Source organism: Pseudomonas sp. V98_8, from assembly GCF_029967975.1.
Taxonomy (GTDB): Bacteria; Pseudomonadota; Gammaproteobacteria; order Pseudomonadales; family Pseudomonadaceae; genus Aquipseudomonas; species Aquipseudomonas umsongensis.
The window spans coordinates 63751-83250 of sequence record NZ_JASCAE010000079.1; the positions used below are offsets into that span (position 1 = coordinate 63751).

General features: G+C 59.5%; 14 protein-coding genes. 8 read left to right on the plus strand and 6 right to left on the minus strand.

Annotation, left to right across the window (positions count from 1 at the left end; translation table 11 throughout):
- Nucleotides 1-467 precede the first annotated feature (467 nt).
- Both QLG10_RS23940 and QLG10_RS23945 read left to right on the plus strand, forming a co-directional pair.
- Nucleotides 468-4337, plus strand: coding sequence for a DUF1592 domain-containing protein (locus QLG10_RS23940; RefSeq protein WP_282488159.1), 3870 nt, complete (start codon nucleotides 468-470; stop codon nucleotides 4335-4337).
- A gap of 2 nt (nucleotides 4338-4339) precedes the next feature.
- On the plus strand, nucleotides 4340-5704 hold the full coding sequence (locus QLG10_RS23945; RefSeq protein ID WP_282488160.1) for a DUF1552 domain-containing protein: 1365 nt from the start codon (nucleotides 4340-4342) through the stop codon (nucleotides 5702-5704).
- A gap of 83 nt (nucleotides 5705-5787) precedes the next feature.
- Here the strand turns inward: QLG10_RS23945 and QLG10_RS23950 are convergent, their stop codons facing one another.
- On the minus strand, nucleotides 5788-5940 hold the full coding sequence (locus QLG10_RS23950) for a DUF3309 family protein (protein WP_110749756.1): 153 nt from the start codon (nucleotides 5938-5940) through the stop codon (nucleotides 5788-5790).
- Between the two features lie 286 nt (nucleotides 5941-6226).
- On the opposite strand from QLG10_RS23950, the gene QLG10_RS23955 reads away from it, so the two are divergent.
- The 3 genes from QLG10_RS23955 to csrA all read left to right on the plus strand — a co-directional run bounded on the left by QLG10_RS23955 (nucleotide 6227) and on the right by csrA (nucleotide 7784).
- The gene (locus QLG10_RS23955) at nucleotides 6227-7042 is read left to right on the plus strand and encodes an SDR family oxidoreductase (RefSeq protein ID WP_188263766.1); all 816 of its coding nucleotides are present in this window, start codon (nucleotides 6227-6229) and stop codon (nucleotides 7040-7042) included.
- A 64-nt stretch (nucleotides 7043-7106) separates the two neighbouring features.
- A complete protein-coding gene (locus tag QLG10_RS23960) occupies nucleotides 7107-7439 on the plus strand; it encodes a YnfA family protein (RefSeq protein WP_282488161.1) in 333 nt (110 codons plus the stop codon).
- Between the two features lie 153 nt (nucleotides 7440-7592).
- Entirely contained in the window at nucleotides 7593-7784 is a 192-nt protein-coding gene (gene csrA, locus QLG10_RS23965; RefSeq protein ID WP_110749752.1) for a carbon storage regulator CsrA, read from the plus strand.
- On the opposite strand, the gene QLG10_RS23970 is transcribed toward csrA, so the two are convergent.
- From QLG10_RS23970 to mnmC, 5 genes are all read right to left on the minus strand, one after another.
- Nucleotides 7773-8000, minus strand: coding sequence for a YheU family protein (locus QLG10_RS23970; RefSeq protein WP_008060849.1), 228 nt, complete (start codon nucleotides 7998-8000; stop codon nucleotides 7773-7775). The genes csrA and QLG10_RS23970 overlap by 12 nt on opposite strands.
- A 182-nt stretch (nucleotides 8001-8182) precedes the next feature.
- Nucleotides 8183-9373 carry an osmoprotectant NAGGN system M42 family peptidase gene (locus tag QLG10_RS23975; RefSeq protein ID WP_110749750.1) on the minus strand — a complete coding sequence of 397 codons (1191 nt, stop codon included), beginning with the start codon at nucleotides 9371-9373 and terminating at the stop codon, nucleotides 8183-8185.
- 137 nt (nucleotides 9374-9510) lie between these two features.
- Nucleotides 9511-11256 carry an N-acetylglutaminylglutamine synthetase gene (gene ngg, locus QLG10_RS23980; RefSeq protein ID WP_248678425.1) on the minus strand — a complete coding sequence of 582 codons (1746 nt, stop codon included), beginning with the start codon at nucleotides 11254-11256 and terminating at the stop codon, nucleotides 9511-9513.
- A gap of 3 nt (nucleotides 11257-11259) precedes the next feature.
- Complete coding sequence (locus tag QLG10_RS23985) at nucleotides 11260-13032, minus strand: N-acetylglutaminylglutamine amidotransferase (RefSeq protein ID WP_110749745.1); 1773 nt, start codon at nucleotides 13030-13032, stop codon at nucleotides 11260-11262.
- Nucleotides 13033-13232: 200 nt separating this feature from the next.
- Nucleotides 13233-15215, minus strand: coding sequence for a bifunctional tRNA (5-methylaminomethyl-2-thiouridine)(34)-methyltransferase MnmD/FAD-dependent 5-carboxymethylaminomethyl-2-thiouridine(34) oxidoreductase MnmC (mnmC, locus tag QLG10_RS23990; RefSeq protein WP_282488162.1), 1983 nt, complete (start codon nucleotides 15213-15215; stop codon nucleotides 13233-13235).
- 159 nt (nucleotides 15216-15374) lie between these two features.
- On the opposite strand from mnmC, the gene pap reads away from it, so the two are divergent.
- From pap to QLG10_RS24005, 3 genes are all read left to right on the plus strand, one after another.
- Entirely contained in the window at nucleotides 15375-16880 is a 1506-nt protein-coding gene (gene pap, locus QLG10_RS23995) for a polyphosphate:AMP phosphotransferase (RefSeq protein ID WP_110749741.1), read from the plus strand.
- A 105-nt stretch (nucleotides 16881-16985) separates the two neighbouring features.
- Complete coding sequence (locus tag QLG10_RS24000) at nucleotides 16986-18170, plus strand: acetyl-CoA C-acyltransferase (RefSeq protein WP_110749739.1); 1185 nt, start codon at nucleotides 16986-16988, stop codon at nucleotides 18168-18170.
- A gap of 131 nt (nucleotides 18171-18301) precedes the next feature.
- Nucleotides 18302-19261: a DMT family transporter gene (locus QLG10_RS24005; protein ID WP_282488163.1), complete on the plus strand. Its 960-nt coding sequence runs from the start codon at nucleotides 18302-18304 to the stop codon at nucleotides 19259-19261.
- Nucleotides 19262-19500 lie beyond the last annotated feature (239 nt).

The window sequence follows — 19500 nt, forward strand, 5'->3', positions numbered from 1 at the left end:
AAGAATGAGTGTCTGTCAGTTCCTGTCTCTATGGCTTTCGTGCCATGTATTGGTCATGCAGTGGAACCGCGTTGGAAGGCATTCCAATAGAAACGCCGGGGTTGGCTTTGGCTCTTTCTTGCCTGCCGCTTCGGTTCAGGTGGTTCACCGCAGGACACTGAATCAACAGATTTGTCCGAGGGTTGAACACTTGGCTGACGAGTGAGGCTCGCTTCATGAATAAGTCTGTCGGTGTGCTTCGTTTGCTGTGGCTCGTGGGGCTTGCGGCGCTCGCCGCTGTCATCGCCTTAGTGATGTTTACCCGATCATCGGAGTCAGCTCCATCAGTTCAGTCCTGTACAGCGCCTGCTTATGAAAAGGGCGCGCTCTACGAACAGGGGCAGCAGGTTCAGCATGCCGACCAGCTGTTTGAATGCTGGAAAGATGACGAGGCCCCATCTGGCGTCGGCAGTTGGCAGTGGTGCAAATTGCCGGTCTATGAGCCATTGGTGGTCGGCGGCCCGTGGAAGGATGCATGGAAGGAACTCGGTGAATGCGGTGGCTTCGAAGGCAACCGCCTGACGCTGAGCTTTTCCACCCTCAGCGGCAAAGCCCCTCTGAAACCGGCAGTGAAGGGTGTCGCTCGCGCAGATCAGACGGTCACCGGGACGCTGCGTTGCAAGGCCGAAGAGATTGCGATCAGCGCAAAAGCCAACGAAACGATCCACCTCGATAATCTGAAAGCTTGCGACTACCAGCTGGTAATGAACAGCGCTGATGGATACATCCCGCTGAACACCCCGCGCATTGTTTCGTTCAAGGAGGCGCAGGGGGCCGAGCAAACGGTAGCGGTGAAGTATCGGCCTCCGGTTGAGGTGAGCAAGCTCAATGGCTTGCCGGGGATAAAAATCGAGTTGTTTGCCCAGGGCCTTATCCAGCCCAGGCAGATGGCCATGGGCAAGAACGTCCTGTATGTCGGCTCCAGCGCCATCCCGTCATACGTCTATGACGGAAAAATCGGCGACATGATCTACGCGTTGCCACTGGACGGGGCGGGTAAACCGACCGGCATTCATGTCATTGCCAGCGGCCTGGAAGAGCCTCACGGTGTGGCATATCGCGACGGTGATCTGTATTACTCGACCACGGGCGGCCTGTATCGCTTGCGTAACGCGGACGATCATTACAAAGACCCGAAACCGGAATTGGTTTTCAATTTTCCGGCCGACGGCAAGCTATTTCCCTTGCCCCCTCTGTCGTCCGGCTCGAACACTCGTATCTGGCACATGAAACACCCGTTGCGCTTCAACCCAGTCGATCCGTCGGACAAGTGGCTTTATACGGCGGTCGGCACTCCGTGCAACCTATGCATGATTCCCGCCGACAAGCGCTATGGGACGGTCTTGCGGTACTCCCTGGAAACGGGGGAGTCGGAGATTCTGGCCATGGGGGTGCGTAACTCTGTCGGCTTCGACTGGAATCCCAAGGACGGCAAAATCTGGTTCAGCGATAACAATCGCCAAGGCTTCCCCAACCCTGACGAGGTCAACGTCATCCGGGGCCCCGGGTTGCATTTCGGTGTGCCTTATCGGTTTGGCAGGGACACGCCCGGTTTCACTCAAGAGGAGTACCAGAACCCGGGCGTGATCCAGCCGCCGCTGGTACCCGGTGCCATTGTGTCCGACAAGTCGCTCGAGCAGATCCACCCCGCTGACTATGTGCCGGCCGCTTTTGAGTCGGGTACCAACACTGCACCGCTCGGCGTCAAGTTCTGGTCAGGTTACCCGGCTGCGGCGGGTACCCAACGTTTGTTGGTGGCCGTGCATGGTGCGGGTTCCACCGCCCGCCCGGGCATGGACATACAAATGCTGACCATCCAGGGCGGTACGCGCGTGGTCAACCAGATCCCGCTGATCAATGGATTTGTGCAGGACCCGGATCGATTTGATGTCTATTGCCTGGACAACTCTTGCATTGGTCGTCCCGTCGAGTTTCTTGAACTGGCGGATGGCAGCCTGCTGATCAGCGACGACGTCGCCGGGGTCATCTATCGCATGCGCTATGACGCAACCGGGCTGCCGGAGACAGAACTGGCCCTGCGTCCAATGCTGTCACCCCCCGGCCTGGAAGACGAAATGATCAGTGGCTACCTGATCGCCCCCGACGGCAATAGCCGACTGGTGCAACTGTCGTGGGATCCGTTAAACAATGAGTCCGCACTGATTCTCAAAGGGCTGGCGTATGGTGAGTATCAGTTGCGCCTCAATGATGTGAAAAAATGGATTCCTCTGGTGCGCAACACCTCGTTCACGCTATCGCCAACCAACAAGAGCCAGGCCATCAACCTGCGATACCGCGAGCGGCCGATCAAGCTAGAGGTCAAGATCACGATCAACGCGCCGAGCAAGCCTGCTTCTGTCACCGATGACCAATGGCACATCAGTCTGGTTAACGAGGATCAGAGTCATGCTGAGCCGCTGCTCATACAGATTCCGTGGGGGGCAAGCACGACGCATATCCTCGATTATGGCAAGTACAAGGTGATCTACCCGTTTTACTCCAAGGAAAAACCGGAGCCGGAACTGGAGCCGGTGGTGATTGATGAGTCCAGCGAGGACCGGCAGCTACCCCTCATCGCCTATCGACATGTCGAGAACCTGGGCGAGTCGGTCCTGGCGGGGGCCTGTACCAAGTGCCATTCGGTCGAATATTTCGACAGTGCGGCCAAGGCCTTGATCTGGAGCGCGGCGGGTCGTGAAGCGTTGGTCAATCAGATCAAGAGCATGCCGGTTTCGGGGCACTGCGACACCACCTGTGCGACCGAAATCAGCCACCAGTTGTTCGACGTCATCTGGAAACCCTACCTGGACCAAAGCGAGACCTATGGAGCGCGGCAGTTGCGATTGCTCACGCCCAGTGAGTATGCCGCCAGCATCCGGGACATCCTGGGGGTCGAGGTCAATCCCGAGAAACTACCGGCCGACAAGTCGGAAAAAGATTTCAAATACCCAGGGGAAGCGAGCAAGGGCATTCTGCAGGCCGAGGACGTCAAGCTGTTTTATGACATGGCGTTGTCGGCGGCAGAGAAGGTGGCACCTGCGCGCTTGAGTGCGCTGGCAACCTCTCGCACAGGCACCGACCTGGTCACTTCCCTGGGCTATCAGATGTTCCGTCGTCCCGTGACAGATGCCGAGCGTTTGCGTTATCAGAAAATACACGACGAGCAAGGGGCCCCGGCTGTGATTGCGGCGCTATTGATGTCGCCGCATTTTCTCTATCGCTCGGAGTTGGGGGTGGAGTCAGCCACGGCAAGCAAGGTGTATAAGCTCACGCCGTTCGAGCTGGTAACAGCACTTTCTTACGGGTTCCTGGGCACAACACCGGATGTCGAACTGTTGGCCAAGGCGCAGCGCAACGAACTGCAGACTTCACAACAGATCTCCGCCGAAATTCAGCGGATGATGCAAACGGACCGCGGCATCGAGCAGTTCAACCGCTTCGTCAGCTACTACATCAAAACCGCGCGCGGCGTTCAGGAAAAACCGGGACTGACCAAGCCAATGATTGCGCTCATGGCACAGGAGCAATACTTGCTGAGCAAAAGCATGCTGCTCGATTCAGGCACCCTGGATAAGTTGTTCAACCCCGGTTACACCTATCTGAATCAGGACCTGGCTGCGTATTATGGCATCAGCGGGGTCGCGGGCAGCACGATGCAAAAAGTCGCGGTGGACGACAAACGGGGCGGGTTGTTGCACCTGGGGCTGACTCAGGCAGCCACGTCGGATTTCGAGACCACCTCACTGGTCAAGCGTGGAATCATGATTCGCGAGCAGATGTTCTGTCGTGAGTTCGGTGCACCGGTTGAGCCAGATCCTACAGGTCCGGTTTTTCCTGCTCAGCCCATCACCACCCGTGAACGCTGGGATCTGGTCAACGGTGAGCAAGCGTCAGGAGGGCGCTGCTGGCAATGTCACCAATTCATGAATGACACCGGCGCCGCGATGGAGCATTACGATGCAGCTGGCCGTTATCGTACCCAGGAAAAAGCCTACAACTTTGACCAATATCCTCAGATGTTGCCGATCAAGGCATCCGGTCCCTTTTTAACTTCGACCGGCTCAGAGACGATCAATGACGTTCGCGGTATCGCCAAAATCGTACCCCGCCATCCCGCATCCCAGTTCTGTATGGCCGACAGTTATTTCCGGTTTGTGTTCGGCAGCAAATCGGACGCATCGACGTCGGGAGTCGTAAAGGCAATTGCCGATGGCTTGAAAAAATCCGGCTCCCTGGAAGAGATGTTGCGAACCCTGGGGACTTCCAACGCGTTCATCTACAAAACCGAGAGGAACTGATCATGGACATCTTGAAAAGTCGCCGGCGTTTTCTCGCGGGACTGGTTGCGGCCGGTGTCTATGGTCCATTGACCCAATTCGGTTTGACGCACATGGCATTGGCGGGGCAATCCGAGCAACCCTTGTTGAAGGTCTTGATTGTAGTCATACCCGACGGAACGGCAGTGGACTCTTATCGGGGCGGCCCATTTGGCGATGGGCGCGGTTTGTGGCATCCCACTGCACAGGGGATGGATACCACGGCTTTTACATTGAATGAAGTCAGTAAAGAGCTGGATGCTTATCGCAACCAGTCGTTGTACCTGCGCGGGATTATTGCGGGGCCAGGCAACTCGGGCCATAACAACTGGAACTATATTTTGCGTGATAGCGAAAAGAGTGAGTCATCAATCGACGTCCTCTTGGGAAATGCACTGCCGGGTAATGAACCCTCGCATCGCAGCTTGTTTGCCGGGCCCCACGCAGGGATCGACGGTACGCCCTGGTTCGTGTCGTTTCAGGGCAAAGCGATTCGCACGCCCTACCGCGACCCCATGCTGATGGCCGAATCGCTGTTCAAGACGCCAGCTCAAGCTCGACGCGCACTGGAGCCTGGCGCTGGAAAACTGTTAGAGGCATCCCTGGCGGATATCCAGGACATCAAAAACCAGCTCTCCCCCGGCCAGAGGCAAAAGCTGGATACCCATCTGGATTCAGTCGAGCAGGTCATCAAGGACCTTGAGGCAACGCGGCCGCCCGTGGGGGCATGCGAGCCTGTGATGCTCGAGCCCCTGGATTACCAGTCGGCGGAGCACCGCACACGCATACAGGCCGACCACCATAAAGTGGTGGCCACCGCCTTGAGTTGCGGGATTACCCGCGTTGCCACCATTCAGATCGGACGCTCGGCGGAGTCACTCAATATCATTGATGTCAGTCGCGACAAAAATCCCCATGACTGCGCTCACCGTTACGCTGGGGAAGCCGTCTGGAAAGGAACCCGGCAATGGTACGTCCGGCAGGTCAAGGAATTGATGGATGAGCTGTCCAGGCATGCAGATCCGGACATGCCCGGTCACAACTTGCTCGAATCTGTCCTGGTCATTGTCACCAGCGAAATGGCTGATGGAGCCCCCGAGCACTCCATTGATATGCCGCTGGTCATGATGGGCGGCGCGTGCGGATTGTTGAAAAGCGGGGAGGGCGCAGGACGGTATCTGAATATCACGACGCAAGCCGATAAGAAGCATCACGCGGGGAACCCGGTTATCGGCCGGGACTTCGTCGACATGCAGCGGATCTGGGCAACCGTTGCCAAGGCCGCAGGAACCAGTGTGCCTTATGCAGGCAATATTGATCCTGTCAGTGGCATTTTCACTAACGTGTGACGCAAACTTTGAAAAAAAGATGCCAGTCAGTTTTACCTGACTGGCATCGGAATTTTTGCAGCCTTTATTGTCTTCTCAGAACGTCATATTTTCCCGAGCAACAACAGGATCAATATCACCACCAACACCACGCCGATAATACCGGACGGGCCATAACCCCAATTTCTGGAGTGTGGGAAGACCGGTAGACCACCGATCAGTAACAGGATCAGAATGATCAGAAGTATTGTGCCCATATCTGTTTCCTTGCTGTAAGTATTCAGGAATGACCTAGCTGTTATCAGTCAGCGGGAACGTCATTTATTCGAGCTGCTTAAAAAATCCGACCTCGGCGCAGGGCAAAAAATTCCAAGTTTTTTTGCGGTTTTTAAAATCGTCCACCCATCAATCTGTTGTCGCGTTAGTTGGTTGAGCCACGATTGCGGTTTGCTCGGGGCATTCAGCAATTTGATAGAGCGTGGGGCGGCCAATTTCCTTCGCTACACTCGACGCATCTTCCCCGGAACAACAAGGCTGTTTGCTATGCAAAATCGCATGATGATCACTGGCGCGGGCTCCGGCCTGGGTCGCGAAATCGCGTTGCGCTGGGCGCGCGAAGGCTGGCAGCTGGCCTTGTCGGACGTCAGCGAACCAGGCCTGCAGGAAACCTTGAAACAAGTGCGCGAAGTCGGTGGTGACGGTTTTATCCAGCGTTGCGATGTGCGTGATTACAGCCAGCTGACCGCGTTTGCCCAGGCCTGCGAGTCGAAGTTCGGTGGTATCGATATCATCGTCAACAACGCGGGGGTTGCCTCTGGCGGATTCTTCAGCGAACTGTCCCTCGAAGACTGGGACTGGCAGATCGCAATCAACCTCATGGGTGTGGTCAAGGGCTGCAAGGCCTTCCTGCCGTTGCTGGAAAAGAGCAAGGGCAAGATCATCAACATCGCCTCGATGGCGGCGTTGATGCAGGGGCCGGCCATGAGCAACTACAACGTGGCCAAGGCCGGCGTGGTGGCGTTGTCCGAAAGCCTGTTGATCGAACTCGCGCATCAGGAAGTCGGCGTGCATGTGGTTTGCCCGTCGTTTTTCCAGACCAATCTGCTGGACTCCTTCCGCGGCCCGACGCCGGCCATGAAAGCCCAGGTTGGCAAGTTGCTGGAAAGCTCGCCCATCAGTGCCACCGATATTGCCGATTACATCTTTCAGCAGGTCGCCGTCGGCGAGTTCATGATCCTGCCCCACGAACAGGGCCGCCAGGCCTGGGCGCTCAAGCAGAAAAACCCGCAATTGCTCTACAACGAAATGACCCTGATGGCCGACAAGATGCGCGCCAAGGCCAAGCAATCCGCAAGCTGAACTTGCCCGCACAGGACAGCCTCGTTAGGGTGGCCGCCATCGGCCATCCTCGCGAGACGTTCGCATGCTCAATTACCTGTGGTTTTTCCTCGCCGCGTTGTTCGAAATCGCCGGTTGCTTCGCCTTCTGGATGTGGTTGCGCCAGGGTAAAAGTGCCTGGTGGGTGGTGCCGGCGTTACTCAGCCTGACGTTGTTCGCGTTGTTGCTGACGCGCATCGAGGCGACTTATGCGGGCCGTGCCTATGCCGCTTACGGCGGTATCTACATCGTTGCTTCGATTGGTTGGCTGGCGGTGGTCGAGCGGATTCGCCCACTGGGTTCCGACTGGCTTGGCGTGGCACTGTGCGTGATCGGGGCAAGCGTTATCCTGTTCGGCCCGCGCTTCTCGGCCTCCTGACGTAGCGACCCTTGATTAAGGCGGCGTGTCAGGCATTTCCTTCAGCAAGGCAGCCGCGTGGCTGTAGGTTTGGTCTGGATTACCGTGGCTGTCTTGTAGGCCCGTCGTGCACCGGGCATCTTCAAGGCCCGGTAACCCTGAAGGACCAAAGCCATGCTTGTACTAAGTCGTGTAGTCGGCGAGATGATTTCCATCGGTGACACCATTTCGGTGCGCATTCTTGCCGTCAATGGCGGTAACGTGCGCTTCGGCATCGAAGCCCCGAACCATGTCAACGTGCACCGCAGCGAGATCTACGAGCGAATCCAGCGCAAGCTTTCGCGAAACAAAAAATCAGTCGAATAAATGCTTGGGCACGTCATGCTTGAGCATCAGCTGGCACTGCTCGCTCTCCGGATCAAAGACAATCAGGGCCTGGCCCTTTATCAATGCCTGGCGAACCCGCAATACACGGGTCTCCAGCGGCGTGTCATCGCCATTGTCGGTGCCGTCGCGGGTCACGAAATCTTCGATCAGGCGGGTCAGGGTATCGACTTCAAGTTGGTCGTGTGGAATCAGCATAGGCACCTCGGCTAAACAATGGCGCGATGCTACGGCGAATCACGGGTCGGGGCTAGCTTGTGGTTCACGCCTTGCCTGATAGATCGCTTTCGTGAGCAGGCTCGCTCCCACAGTTAAGCGCTTGACCCTGTGGGAGCGGGCTTGCCCGCGAAGGCGTCAGTCCAGGCTTCCTAAAATCCGGATCAGTTATTGGATCGCTGTCCCACCAGGCTATCCACCGACGGCACCCGCGTATCGCTTTCCATCTGCGTCTCGTGTTCGATCTGGTGACTGAACCGGTCGAGCGAGCCTTTGGCCGGCTGCGCGTCGCTGGCGAACACCGGCGGGCTGAGGATGTAGGCGCCGAGCAGGCGGCTGAGGGCGGCGAGACTGTCGATGTGGGTGCGTTCGTAGCCGTGGGTGGCGTCGCAGCCAAAGGCGAGCAGGGCGGTGCGGATGTCATGGCCGGCGGTGACCGCCGAGTGAGCGTCGCTGAAGTAGTAGCGGAACAGGTCGCGGCGTACGGGCAACTCGTTGTCACTGGCCAGGCGCAACAGGTGGCGCGACAAGTGATAGTCGTACGGCCCGCCGGAATCCTGCATCGCAATGCTCACCGCATGCTCGCTGGAGTGCTGGCCGGGCGCGACCGGGGCGATGTCGATGCCGACGAATTCGCTGACATCCCAAGGCAACGCCGCCGCGGCGCCACTGCCGGTTTCCTCGGTGATAGTGAACAGCGGATGACAGTCGATCGCCAGCTCTTCGCCGCTGTCGACGATCGCTTTCAACGCTGCCAGCAACGCTGCGACACCAGCCTTGTCGTCCAGGTGGCGGGCACTGATGTGGCCACTTTCGGTGAACTCCGGCAGCGGGTCGAAGGCGACGAAATCACCGACGCTGATGCCAAGCGAGTCACAATCGGCGCGGGTGGCGCAATAGGCGTCCAGGCGCAATTCGATGTGGTCCCAGCTGATTGGCATTTCATCCACGGCAGTGTTGAACGCGTGCCCGGAGGCCATTAGCGGCAGCACGCTGCCACGGATCACGCCGTTGTCGGTAAACAGGCTGACGCGGCTGCCTTCGGCAAAACGGCTGGACCAGCAACCCACCGGGGCCAGTGTCAGGCGGCCGTTGTCCTTGATGGCGCGCACGGCGGCGCCAATGGTGTCCAGGTGCGCGGAAACGGCGCGGTCCGGGCTGTTTTTCTTGCCCTTGAGGGTGGCGCGGATGGTGCCGCGACGTGTCATCTCGAAGGGAATGCCCAGCTCTTCGAGCCGTTCGGCGACATAGCGCACGATGGTGTCGGTGAAGCCGGTGGGGCTGGGAATGGCGAGCATTTCCAGCAGGACTTTCTGCAGGTAGGTCAGGTCTGGTTCCGGGTATTGGCGGGTCATGGAAACTCCTGATGAGTTGAGGGATCGTTTTCACGCGCAGCAAAGGAATGAATCAACGAACGCTCTGAGTTCGGCTCTTGAGGGACGCGGAGCGTCCCGGGCTGTATTCCCACACAGAGCATGGGAACGATCGGGCGCTACACGGCCGGCTGACTGTGCGGAAACAGCAGGTCTACAAACCGCTCGGCCGTCGGCTGCGGTTCATGGTTGGCCAGTCCGGCGCGCTCGTTGGCTTCTATGAATACGTACTGCGGTTGATCGGCGGCAGATACCATCAGGTCGAGGCCGACCACGGGAATATCCAGCGCCCGCGCCGCGCGCACCGCGGCATCCACCAGCGTGGGATGAAGCATCGAGGTGACATCTTCGAGAATCCCGCCGGTATGAAGGTTTGCCGTGCGCCGCACGAAAAGGTGCTCGCCCGGCGGCAGTATGCTGTCGTAGTCGTAGCCGGCTGCCTGCAAGGTGCGCTCGGTCTCAGGGTCCAGAGGGATCTTGCTTTCGCCGCCTGTAGCCGCCTGGCGCCGTCGACTCTGGGCTTCGATCAGCGCGCCGATGGAGTGCTGGCCATCGCCCACCACTTCGGCGGGCCGTCGAATCGCCGCAGCGACCACTTCAAAGCCGATCACCAGAATTCGCAGGTCGAGGCCTTCATGGAAGCTTTCCAGCAGCACGCGACTGTCGAACTGACGAGCTGCTTCGATGGCGTTCTGGACCTCTTCGATGGTCTGTAGATCCACCGCCACGCCTTGCCCCTGTTCACCGTCCAGTGGCTTGACCACCACTCGCTGGTGTTCGTCGAGAAACGCCAGGTTGTCATCGGCGTTACCCGCCAATTGCTGCGCGGGCAGGTTCAGGCCGGCGGCCGTGAGCGCTTTATGGGTCAGGCTTTTGTCCTGGCACAGGCTCATGCTGATGGCGCTGGTCAGGTCGGTCAGTGACTCGCGGCAACGTACCCGCCGACCGCCGTGGCTGAGGGTAAACATCCCCGCCTCGGCATCATCGACCTGCACATCAATGCCGCGGCGATGGGCTTCCTCGACGATGATCCGCGCGTAAGGGTTGAACTTGGCTTCAGGGCCAGGGCCGAGAAACAACGGCTGGTTAATGCCGTTCTTGCGCTTGATCGCAAAGGTCGACAGGTTGCGAAAACCAAGCTTGGCGTAAAGATTTTTGGCCTGGCGATTGTCGTGCAGCACGGACAAGTCCAGGTAACTCAGCCCACGGCTCATGAAGTGTTCAATCAGATGCCGCACCAGCACCTCACCGACGCCGGGCCGCGAACAGTGCGGATCGACGGCCAGGCACCAGAGGCTGCTGCCGTGTTCCGGATCGTTGAACGCCTTCTGATGATTAAGGCCCATGACGCTGCCGATGACCGCGCCGCTGTCCTCGTCCTCGGCCAGCCAGTACACCGGGCCGCCCAGATGACGGGGAGTCAGCAAGCTGGCGTCGATCGGCAACATGCCGCGTGCCAGATACAACTGATTGATCGCCTGCCAGTCGGCATCGCCTTGCGCGCGACGAATGCGAAAACCGCGAAACACACGGGTCGCCTGCCGGTAATCGCTGAACCACAACCGCAAAGTATCGGAGGGGTCGAGAAACAACTGGGCCGGCTCCAGCCCCAGTACTTGCTGAGGCGCGGCGACATACAGGGCGATGTCGCGCTCGCCCGGTCGTTCATTGAGCAATGCCTGGGCAAGGCTCGTCGGGTCGGGGAACGTATGGCCGATCAACAACCGGCCCCAGCCGCAATGCACGGCAATCGGCGCGGTACTGAGTTCACTGCCGTCTTCGGCCAGACGCGCCTGCAAGCGTTCGTAGGAAGGCGCCTGACCGCGTAACAGGCGTTGGTTATACGCCGTGGCTTGAGGTTTCATCGATCAGATTCCTTGTTCACTGAGCCACAGGTTCAGCGCCGCCAATTGCCACAGCTTGGAGCCGCGCAACGGAGTCAATTGGCCTTGTGGGTCCGTCAGCAAGCGGTCGAGCATCGCCGGGTTGAACAGGCCACGATCCTGGCTCGGATCCAGCAGCAATTCACGTACCCAGTTCAGCGTGTCACCCTGCAAATGCTTGAGACCCGGCACCGGGAAGTAGCCTTTTTTGCGGTCGATGACTTCGCTTGGAATGACCAGGCGCGCGGCTTCCTTCAGGACTTGCTTGCCACCGTCAGGCAGTTTGAATTTGCCCGGCACCCGGGCTGACAATTCCACCAGGCGATAGTCGAGAAACGGCGTGCGCGCTTCCAGGCCCCAGGCCATGGTCATGTTGTCGACGCGTTTGACCGGGTCATCCACCAGCATCACCGTGCTGTCCAGACGCAAGGCCTTGTCCACCGACGCATCGGCGCCGGGTTGTGCGAAATGCTCCTTCACGAAGTCGCCGGCGGCGTCATTCGCGGTCAGCCATTTCGGCTGGACAGTGGCGACGTAGTCCTCATAGCTGCGATCGAAGAATGCATCGCGATAGGCCGTGTAGGGATCGGCAGCGCCATCGACCTGCGGATACCAGTGATACCCGGCGAACAATTCGTCCGCACCCTGGCCGCTCTGCACCACTTTGCAATGCTTGGCCACTTCGCGCGATAACAGATAGAAAGCGATGCAGTCATGACTGACCATCGGCTCGCTCATTGCGCGGAAGGCGGCGGGCAGTTGTTCGATAATCTCTTTTTCGTCGATGCGCAATTGATGGTGTTGGGTGCCGTAATGCCTGGCGATCAAGTCCGAATACTGGAACTCGTCACCGCGCTCGCCACCGGCATCCTGGAAGCCGATGGAGAAGGTCGACAGGTTTTCCACACCGACTTCACGCAACAAGCCGACGAGCATGCTCGAATCGACACCGCCCGACAGCAGCACGCCAACATCCACTGCGGCCCGTTGACGAATCGCCACCGCATCGCGGGTGCTGTCGAGTACGCGGTCGCGCCAATCCTCGAGCGTCAGATTGATCTCGTCGGCACGTGGGCCGTAGGGCAGGGTCCACCAGGTTTTCTGTTCGGTTCGGCCATCCGCGTCAATGCGCATCCAGGTCGCCGGTGGCAGTTTTTCGATGCCGGCCAGCAAAGTGCGTGGGGCTGGGACCACGGCATGGAAATTCAGATAGTGGTTCAGGGCCACCGGATCGAGAATCGGTTTAATGTCGCCGCCCTTGAGCAGCGCTGGCAACGCCGAAGCGAAGCGCAGGCGCTGGCCGGTGCGCGACAGGTACAGCGGCTTCACGCCAAGACGGTCACGGGCGATGAACAGGCGCTTGGCGTCGCGTTCCCAGATAGCGAAGGCAAACATGCCGTTGAGCTTGGGCAACAGCGCTTCGCCCCAGGCGTGGTAACCCTTGAGCAGCACTTCGGTGTCGCCGCCGGAATAGAAGGCATAACCGAGGCTTTCGAGTTCGGTTCGCAGTTCCGGGAAGTTGTAGATCGCGCCGTTGAAGGCCAGGGACAGGCCCAGTTGGGTATCGATCATCGGCTGTGCCGAGCCGTCCGACAGGTCCATGATTTTCAGGCGTCGATGGCCCAGGGCTATCGGCCCTTGGCTATGAAAACCCCAGGCGTCAGGGCCTCGAGGTGCCAGGTGATGGGTGATTCGCTCAATGGCTGCAAGGTCTGCAGGTTGATTGTCAAAACGTAACTCGCCAGCTAATCCGCACATAAATTCCTTACCGGTTTTTCCGTTGGGGAGGGGTATCGGCACCTGGCCTGAAAGGCCGGGTACTCAGAAACTGACCCAGTGAGATCGCGGGAGTTTTAGATCGATAAGTTATAAGTGCGCTGGATGGGCTGGCGCTGACCTGCCAGCCCTAGGGATGTGCTCGACGAATTGAAGACCTGTTCGATTCTCGATCGAGCGACTCAGGCCTTGCCCCGGATCAACTGACGCAAGGCAAAGCGATTCGGATGACAGGCCTCGGCCACGGTCCTGGGCAGAGGCAGCGGTTCGCCATCCAGCCACGCGGCAATCAACTCCCCTGACAGTGGCGCGGTGATCAGCCCTCGCGAACCGTGGCCGCTGTTGACGTACAGGCCATCCAGCCAGGGACAGGGGATATCCGGGGTTTGCCGGGCATCCTTGCTCAATACTTTGTAGGCGTCGGCGAATGCCTGGCTGTCGGCCAATGGCCCGACAATCGGCAAGTAATCCGGGCTGGTACAGCGAAACGCTGCACGACCTTCAAGTTCATCGGCTTGCAAGGGGTGCGCGCCGAGCCGAGCGACCAGATCCAGGGAGATTTCTTCGAGCATCTGCAAGTTACCCAAATGCTCGGCAGTGGTCGGGGTCAGGTCGTCGCTGTTGAAATCGAAACTCGCCCCCAGCGTGTGTTCGCCCAGGCGTGCCGGCGCGATATAGCCTTCGGCGCACACCACGGTACTCAGCGTCCGGCTTTCGGTCGTTTGGGGCAAACGGGTGATTTGTCCGCGAATGCGTTTGAGCGGCAACTCGCTGCTGTAGGTGAATCGCTTGATCTCGGCGGCGCCGGCCAGCACCACGGTGGGTGCATCGGCCAGCAAGCTGTCGCCATCCCACGCTTGCCAACCGCCGTCCACGCGGCGCAGCTCCAGCACATCGTGATGGGTAAGCAATTCAACGTTCGATTGCCCAGCCTGCAATTGGCATAGCGCAGGCGGGTGCACCCAACCGCCTTCGGGGTAAAACAGGCCCCCCGATGGCAGCGCGATACCGGCGCGAGCCTCGGCGTGTGCCTGATCGAGTGTGTGCAGCAAGTCACTGGGGAACGCCGTCGCCAATTGCGCCTGACGCTCGGTTTCCTTGGCATTGAAGGCCAGTTGCAAGACGCCGCAATCGTCCCAGTCAACGCCCCGTTGCAAATGCTCAAGCAAGCGCCGGGTGTAGCCGAAGCCGCTGACAATCAATTGCGACAGCGCTGTGCCGTGGGCGGAAAGCTTGAGGTACAGCACGCCCTGGGGATTGCCCGAGGCTTCCTGCGCCAGCGTTGCGTGACGTTCCAGCAGACTCACCTGCCAGCCGCGAGCAGCGAGGCTGGCGGCCGTGGCACAACCGGCCAAGCCGGCACCGATCACCAGCGCGCGACGTTCAAAGGTTAGCGAGGCCGGGCGGGCAAACCAGGGTTTCGCCGCAGCGGGTGCCGGGTTTTGCGCAGGCCAGCCGAGGAAGGTGCCGCGCAGGATTTCCCATTTATGGCCGATGCCAGGCGTTCGTTTCATCTTGAACCCGGCGGCGTTCAACAGACGACGCACCCAACCTGTGCTGGTGAAGGTGCTGATGGTCGAACCGGGCGCCGCCAGTCGGGCCAACTCGGCAAACAGCTCGGCGGTCCACATGTCGGGATTTTTCGCCGGGGCGAAGCCGTCGAGAAACCAGGCGTCGATCTGCGCGTCCAGTTGCGGCAGCAACGCCAGTGCATCGCCGATCAGCAAGGTGAGCGTGACGCGGCCGTTATCCAGGACCAGGCGCTGGAAGCCTTGGTGGATCGCCCTGTATTGCGCCAGCAGTTGATCAGCCAACGGCTTGAGTTCCGGCCACAACGCCAGCGCTCGTTGCAGGTCGGCAAGACTCAGCGGGTACTTTTCGACACTGACAAAATGCAGCCGTGCACCGGCCGCAGCGTGCTGCTCGAACAACTGCCACGCGCACAGGAAATTCAATCCGGTACCGAACCCGGTTTCGCCAATCACCAACCGACCGCCCGCTGGAAGTGCCGCGAAACGCTCACCCAAGGCATTCTGTTCCAGGAACACGTAGCGGGTTTCGTCCAGCCCTGAGAGGTCGGAAAAATACACATCGTCGAACACCCGCGAGCGCGGGAGCCCTTGGTCGTCCCAGTCGATCTGGGCATGGGGCATTACAGGTTTCATGGCAGGCTCGGTAACGGCAAGGTCGTCATTCTATCCGATCGCGGCAGGGGGCATGATCCATGGCAAGACCTGTAACGACCAAGGCGATGAAAATGGGATTTCTCCCCCGCAGGAGAGATCAATCCACTAGTCTTGCTCACATCTGCCAGGGAGCCGCTCATGTTCGAATCTGCTGAAATCGATCACGCCATTGATAAAGAAACCTTCGACGCCGAAGTGCCGGCCTTGCGTGAAGCCTTGCTTGAAGCGCAATTCGAACTGCGCCAGCAGCGCCGGTTTCCGGTGATCATCCTGATCAACGGCATCGAAGGCGCCGGCAAGGGCGAGACGGTCAAGTTGCTCAATGAATGGATGGACCCGCGCCTGATCGAGGTCCGCACCTTTGATCAGCAAACCGACGAGGAGCTGGCGCGCCCACCGGCCTGGCGCTATTGGCGGATGCTTCCGGCACAGGGCCGCATGGGCATTTTCTTCGGCAACTGGTACAGCCAGATGCTGCAGGCCAGGGTTCACGGCGTGATCAAGGACCCCAGGTTCGATCAAAGCATCAACGGCGCCGAACGCCTGGAAAAAATGCTTTGCGACGAAGGCGCACTGATCTTCAAATTCTGGTTCCACCTCTCCAAGAAACAAATGAAGGCACGCCTCAAGGCGTTGGCCGACGATCCGCTGCACAGCTGGCGCATCAGCCCGCTGGACTGGCAGCAGTCCGAAACCTACGATCGCTTCGTGAAATACGGTGAGCGCATCTTGCGGCGCACCAGCCGCGACTATGCGCCGTGGCATGTGATCGCCGGAAAGGATGCGCATTATCGCAGCCTGGTGGTGGGGAAGATTTTGCTCGAAGGCTTGCAGAACGCCCTGAAACGACCGCAAATCCACCCGGAAAAAGTCAACGCCGCGCCTGTGTTTCCCAGCGTTGATCAATTGAACCTGCTGGACTGCCTTGATCTGACCTTGCAGTTGGCCAAGGGCGATTATGAAGAGCAACTGATTACCGAGCAGGCCAGGTTCTCCGGCTTGATGCGTGACAAACGCATGCGCCGACACGCGTTGATGGCAGTGTTCGAAGGCAATGACGCGGCGGGCAAGGGTGGGGCGATTCGCCGCGTGGCCGCGGCCCTGGACCCGCGCCAATACAATATCGTGCCGATTGCCGCGCCCACCGAAGAGGAACGGGCGCAGCCGTATCTCTGGCGTTTTTGGCGGCATGTTCCAGCCCGGGGAAAATTCACCGTGTTCGACCGTTCCTGGTACGGCCGGGTGTTGGTGGAACGCGTCGAAGGATTCTGCTCCCAGGCGGATTGGCTGCGTGCCTACGGTGAAATCAACGACTTTGAAGAGCAACTGAGCGACGCCGGGGTGATTGTGGTCAAGTTCTGGCTGGCCATCGACAAGCAGACGCAACTGGAGCGTTTTCAGGAACGTGAAGAGATCCCGTTCAAACGCTTCAAGATCACCGAGGACGACTGGCGCAACCGTGAAAAGTGGGATGACTATCGCGCCGCCGTCGGCGACATGGTTGACCGCACCAGTACGGAGATCTCGCCCTGGACGCTGGTGGAGGCCAATGACAAGCGCTGGGCGCGGGTCAAGGTGTTGCGCACCATCAACCACGCCCTGGAAGAGGCGTTCGAAAAATCGGGCAAGCGCAAGGGCAAGTAGTCAGGCGATGGTTACGCATACGCGAGGTGAATGATTGTCGCGGTCGGTTATTGAGTGGGCTTATGCTCGATCCACTCTCAACCGACAACAACAATGAGGTATGCCATGCGTGAAGTGGTGATCGTCGACAGCGTGCGGACCGGCCTGGCCAAATCCTTTCGCGGCAAGTTCAACATGACCCGTCCCGATGACATGGCGGCGCATTGTGTCGACGCCTTGTTGGCGCGCACCGGCATCGATCCGGCCAGTGTCGAGGACTGCATCGTAGGTGCAGGCTCGAACGAAGGTTCCCAAGGCTATAACATCGGGCGAAACGTCGCGGTATTGTCGCGCCTGGGCATCGGCGTCGCCGGCATGACCCTCAACCGCTTCTGCTCCTCGGGCTTGCAGGCGATCGCCATTGCCGCCAACCAGATCGCCTCCGGTTGCAGCGACATCATCGTTGCCGGTGGCGTCGAGTCCATCAGCCTGACGATGAAAAGCATCAACACCGATCACCTGATCAATCCGCTGCTCAAGGAGCAGGTGCCGGGCATCTACTTTCCGATGGGCCAGACCGCCGAAATCGTCGCTCGACGTTACAACGTCAGCCGTGAAGAACAGGACTTGTACGCCCTGCAAAGCCAGCAGCGCACAGCCCAGGCACAGGCAGCAGGGTTGTTCGACGATGAAATCGTGCCAATGGCGGTGAAGTACCGGGTTGAAGACAAGGCCACAGGCGAAGTGCAGATTCTTGAGGGGGTCGTGGATCACGATGATTGCAACCGTCCCGATACCACCCTGCAAAGCCTGGCCGGGTTGAAGCCGGTATTCCTCGAAGACGGCTCGGTCACCGCCGGTAACTCCTCGCAATTGTCCGACGGTGCCTCCATGACCCTGGTGATGAGCCTGGAAAAAGCCCTGGCGCTGGGCTTGCAGCCCAAGGCGTTCTTCCGCGGATTCACCGTGGCCGGCTGCGAACCGGACGAGATGGGCATCGGCCCGGTGTTCTCGGTGCCCAAGCTGCTGAAGGCCAAGGGCTTGCACCTGGGTGAAATCGATTTGTGGGAACTCAACGAAGCCTTCGCCTCGCAGTGCCTGTACGCGCGCAATCGGCTGGAGATCGATAACGACAGGTACAACGTCAATGGCGGCTCGATCTCCATTGGCCACCCATTCGGCATGACCGGCTCGCGTCAGGTCGGACATATCGTTCGCGAATTGCAGCGGCGCAATCTGCGCTACGGCGTCGTCACCATGTGCGTGGGCGGTGGGATGGGGGCTACCGGGTTGTTCGAGGCGGTGCGTTAGTCGCCTGCCCGACTGGCCAGCGGCATGTTGCGACCTGCACAGTTTCATTCGCGGCCAAGCGGTAACTGTCCCTGTGTGCGGCGCGGCACAGCGCCTAGAATGGTGCGACTTGTTTCCGGATTGGGGTTCGCATGCACATTTCATCGGGTCGCTGGGTTTATGGGCTGTTGCTGGCCTTGCTGACCGCGCTGTTGTGGGGAATCCTGCCGATCAAACTCAAGCAGGTGCTGCTGGTGATGGACCCGGTCACGGTGACCTGGTTTCGCCTGATGGTGTCCGGTGGCTGCCTGTTCATTTACCTCGCGGCGACCGGGCGCCTGCCGAGTCGCAAAGCGCTCGGGCCACGGGGTGGCTGGCTGGTGCTGATGGCAGTGCTTGGCCTGGTGGGCAACTACGTGCTGTACCTGATGGGGTTGAACCTGCTCAGCCCAGGCACCGCGCAACTGGTGGTGCAGATGGGCCCGATCATGTTGCTGATCGCCAGTGTGTTCGTGTTCAAGGAGCGGTTCAGCCTGGGGCAGGGGATTGGCCTGTTGGTGTTGTTGATCGGCTTTGCGCTGTTTTTCAATCAGCGCCTGAGTGAGTTGCTGACCTCGTTGAGCGACTATACCGCCGGTGTACTGCTGGTGTTGCTGGCCTCCACGGTCTGGACATTTTATGCGCTGGGGCAGAAGCAGTTACTGACCGTGTGGAATTCGTTGCAGGTGATGATGGTGATCTACCTGTTTTGCGGGCTGTTGCTGACGCCTTGGGTGCATCCTCTGCAAGCCCTGCAACTTGACCCGTTGCAAGGTTGGCTGTTGCTGGCGTGCTGCATGAACACCCTGATCGCCTATGGCGCCTTTGCCGAGGCGCTGGCCCATTGGGAGGCGTCGCGGGTGAGTGCGACGCTGGCCATTACACCCTTGGTGACTTTTGGCGCAGTGGCACTGGCCGCCTGGTGGTGGCCGGAGTACGTGCACGCCGAAACCATCAATGGCCTGGGTTACGGCGGGGCGGTGTTGGTGGTGTGGGGTTCGGCATTGGTGGCGTTGGGGCCGTCGTTGATGGCCGGGCTCAAGGCTCGCAAGGTGCGGATGGCGGCCAGTTAGACCGCGTTATCGTTCTTCGCGAGCAGGCTCGCTCCCACAAGGAATGGCGTCGGTCACAAATATTGCAATCGACGCAAAACCTGTGGGAGCGGGCTTGCCCGCGAAAGCGCACTATCAGGCACTAAAGACTCAGCCCTTGGCCGCGGCTTCCCACAAGGAATGGCGTCGGTCACAAATATTGCAGTCGACGCAAAACCTGTGGGAGCGGGCTTGCCCGCGAAAGCGCACTATCAGGCACT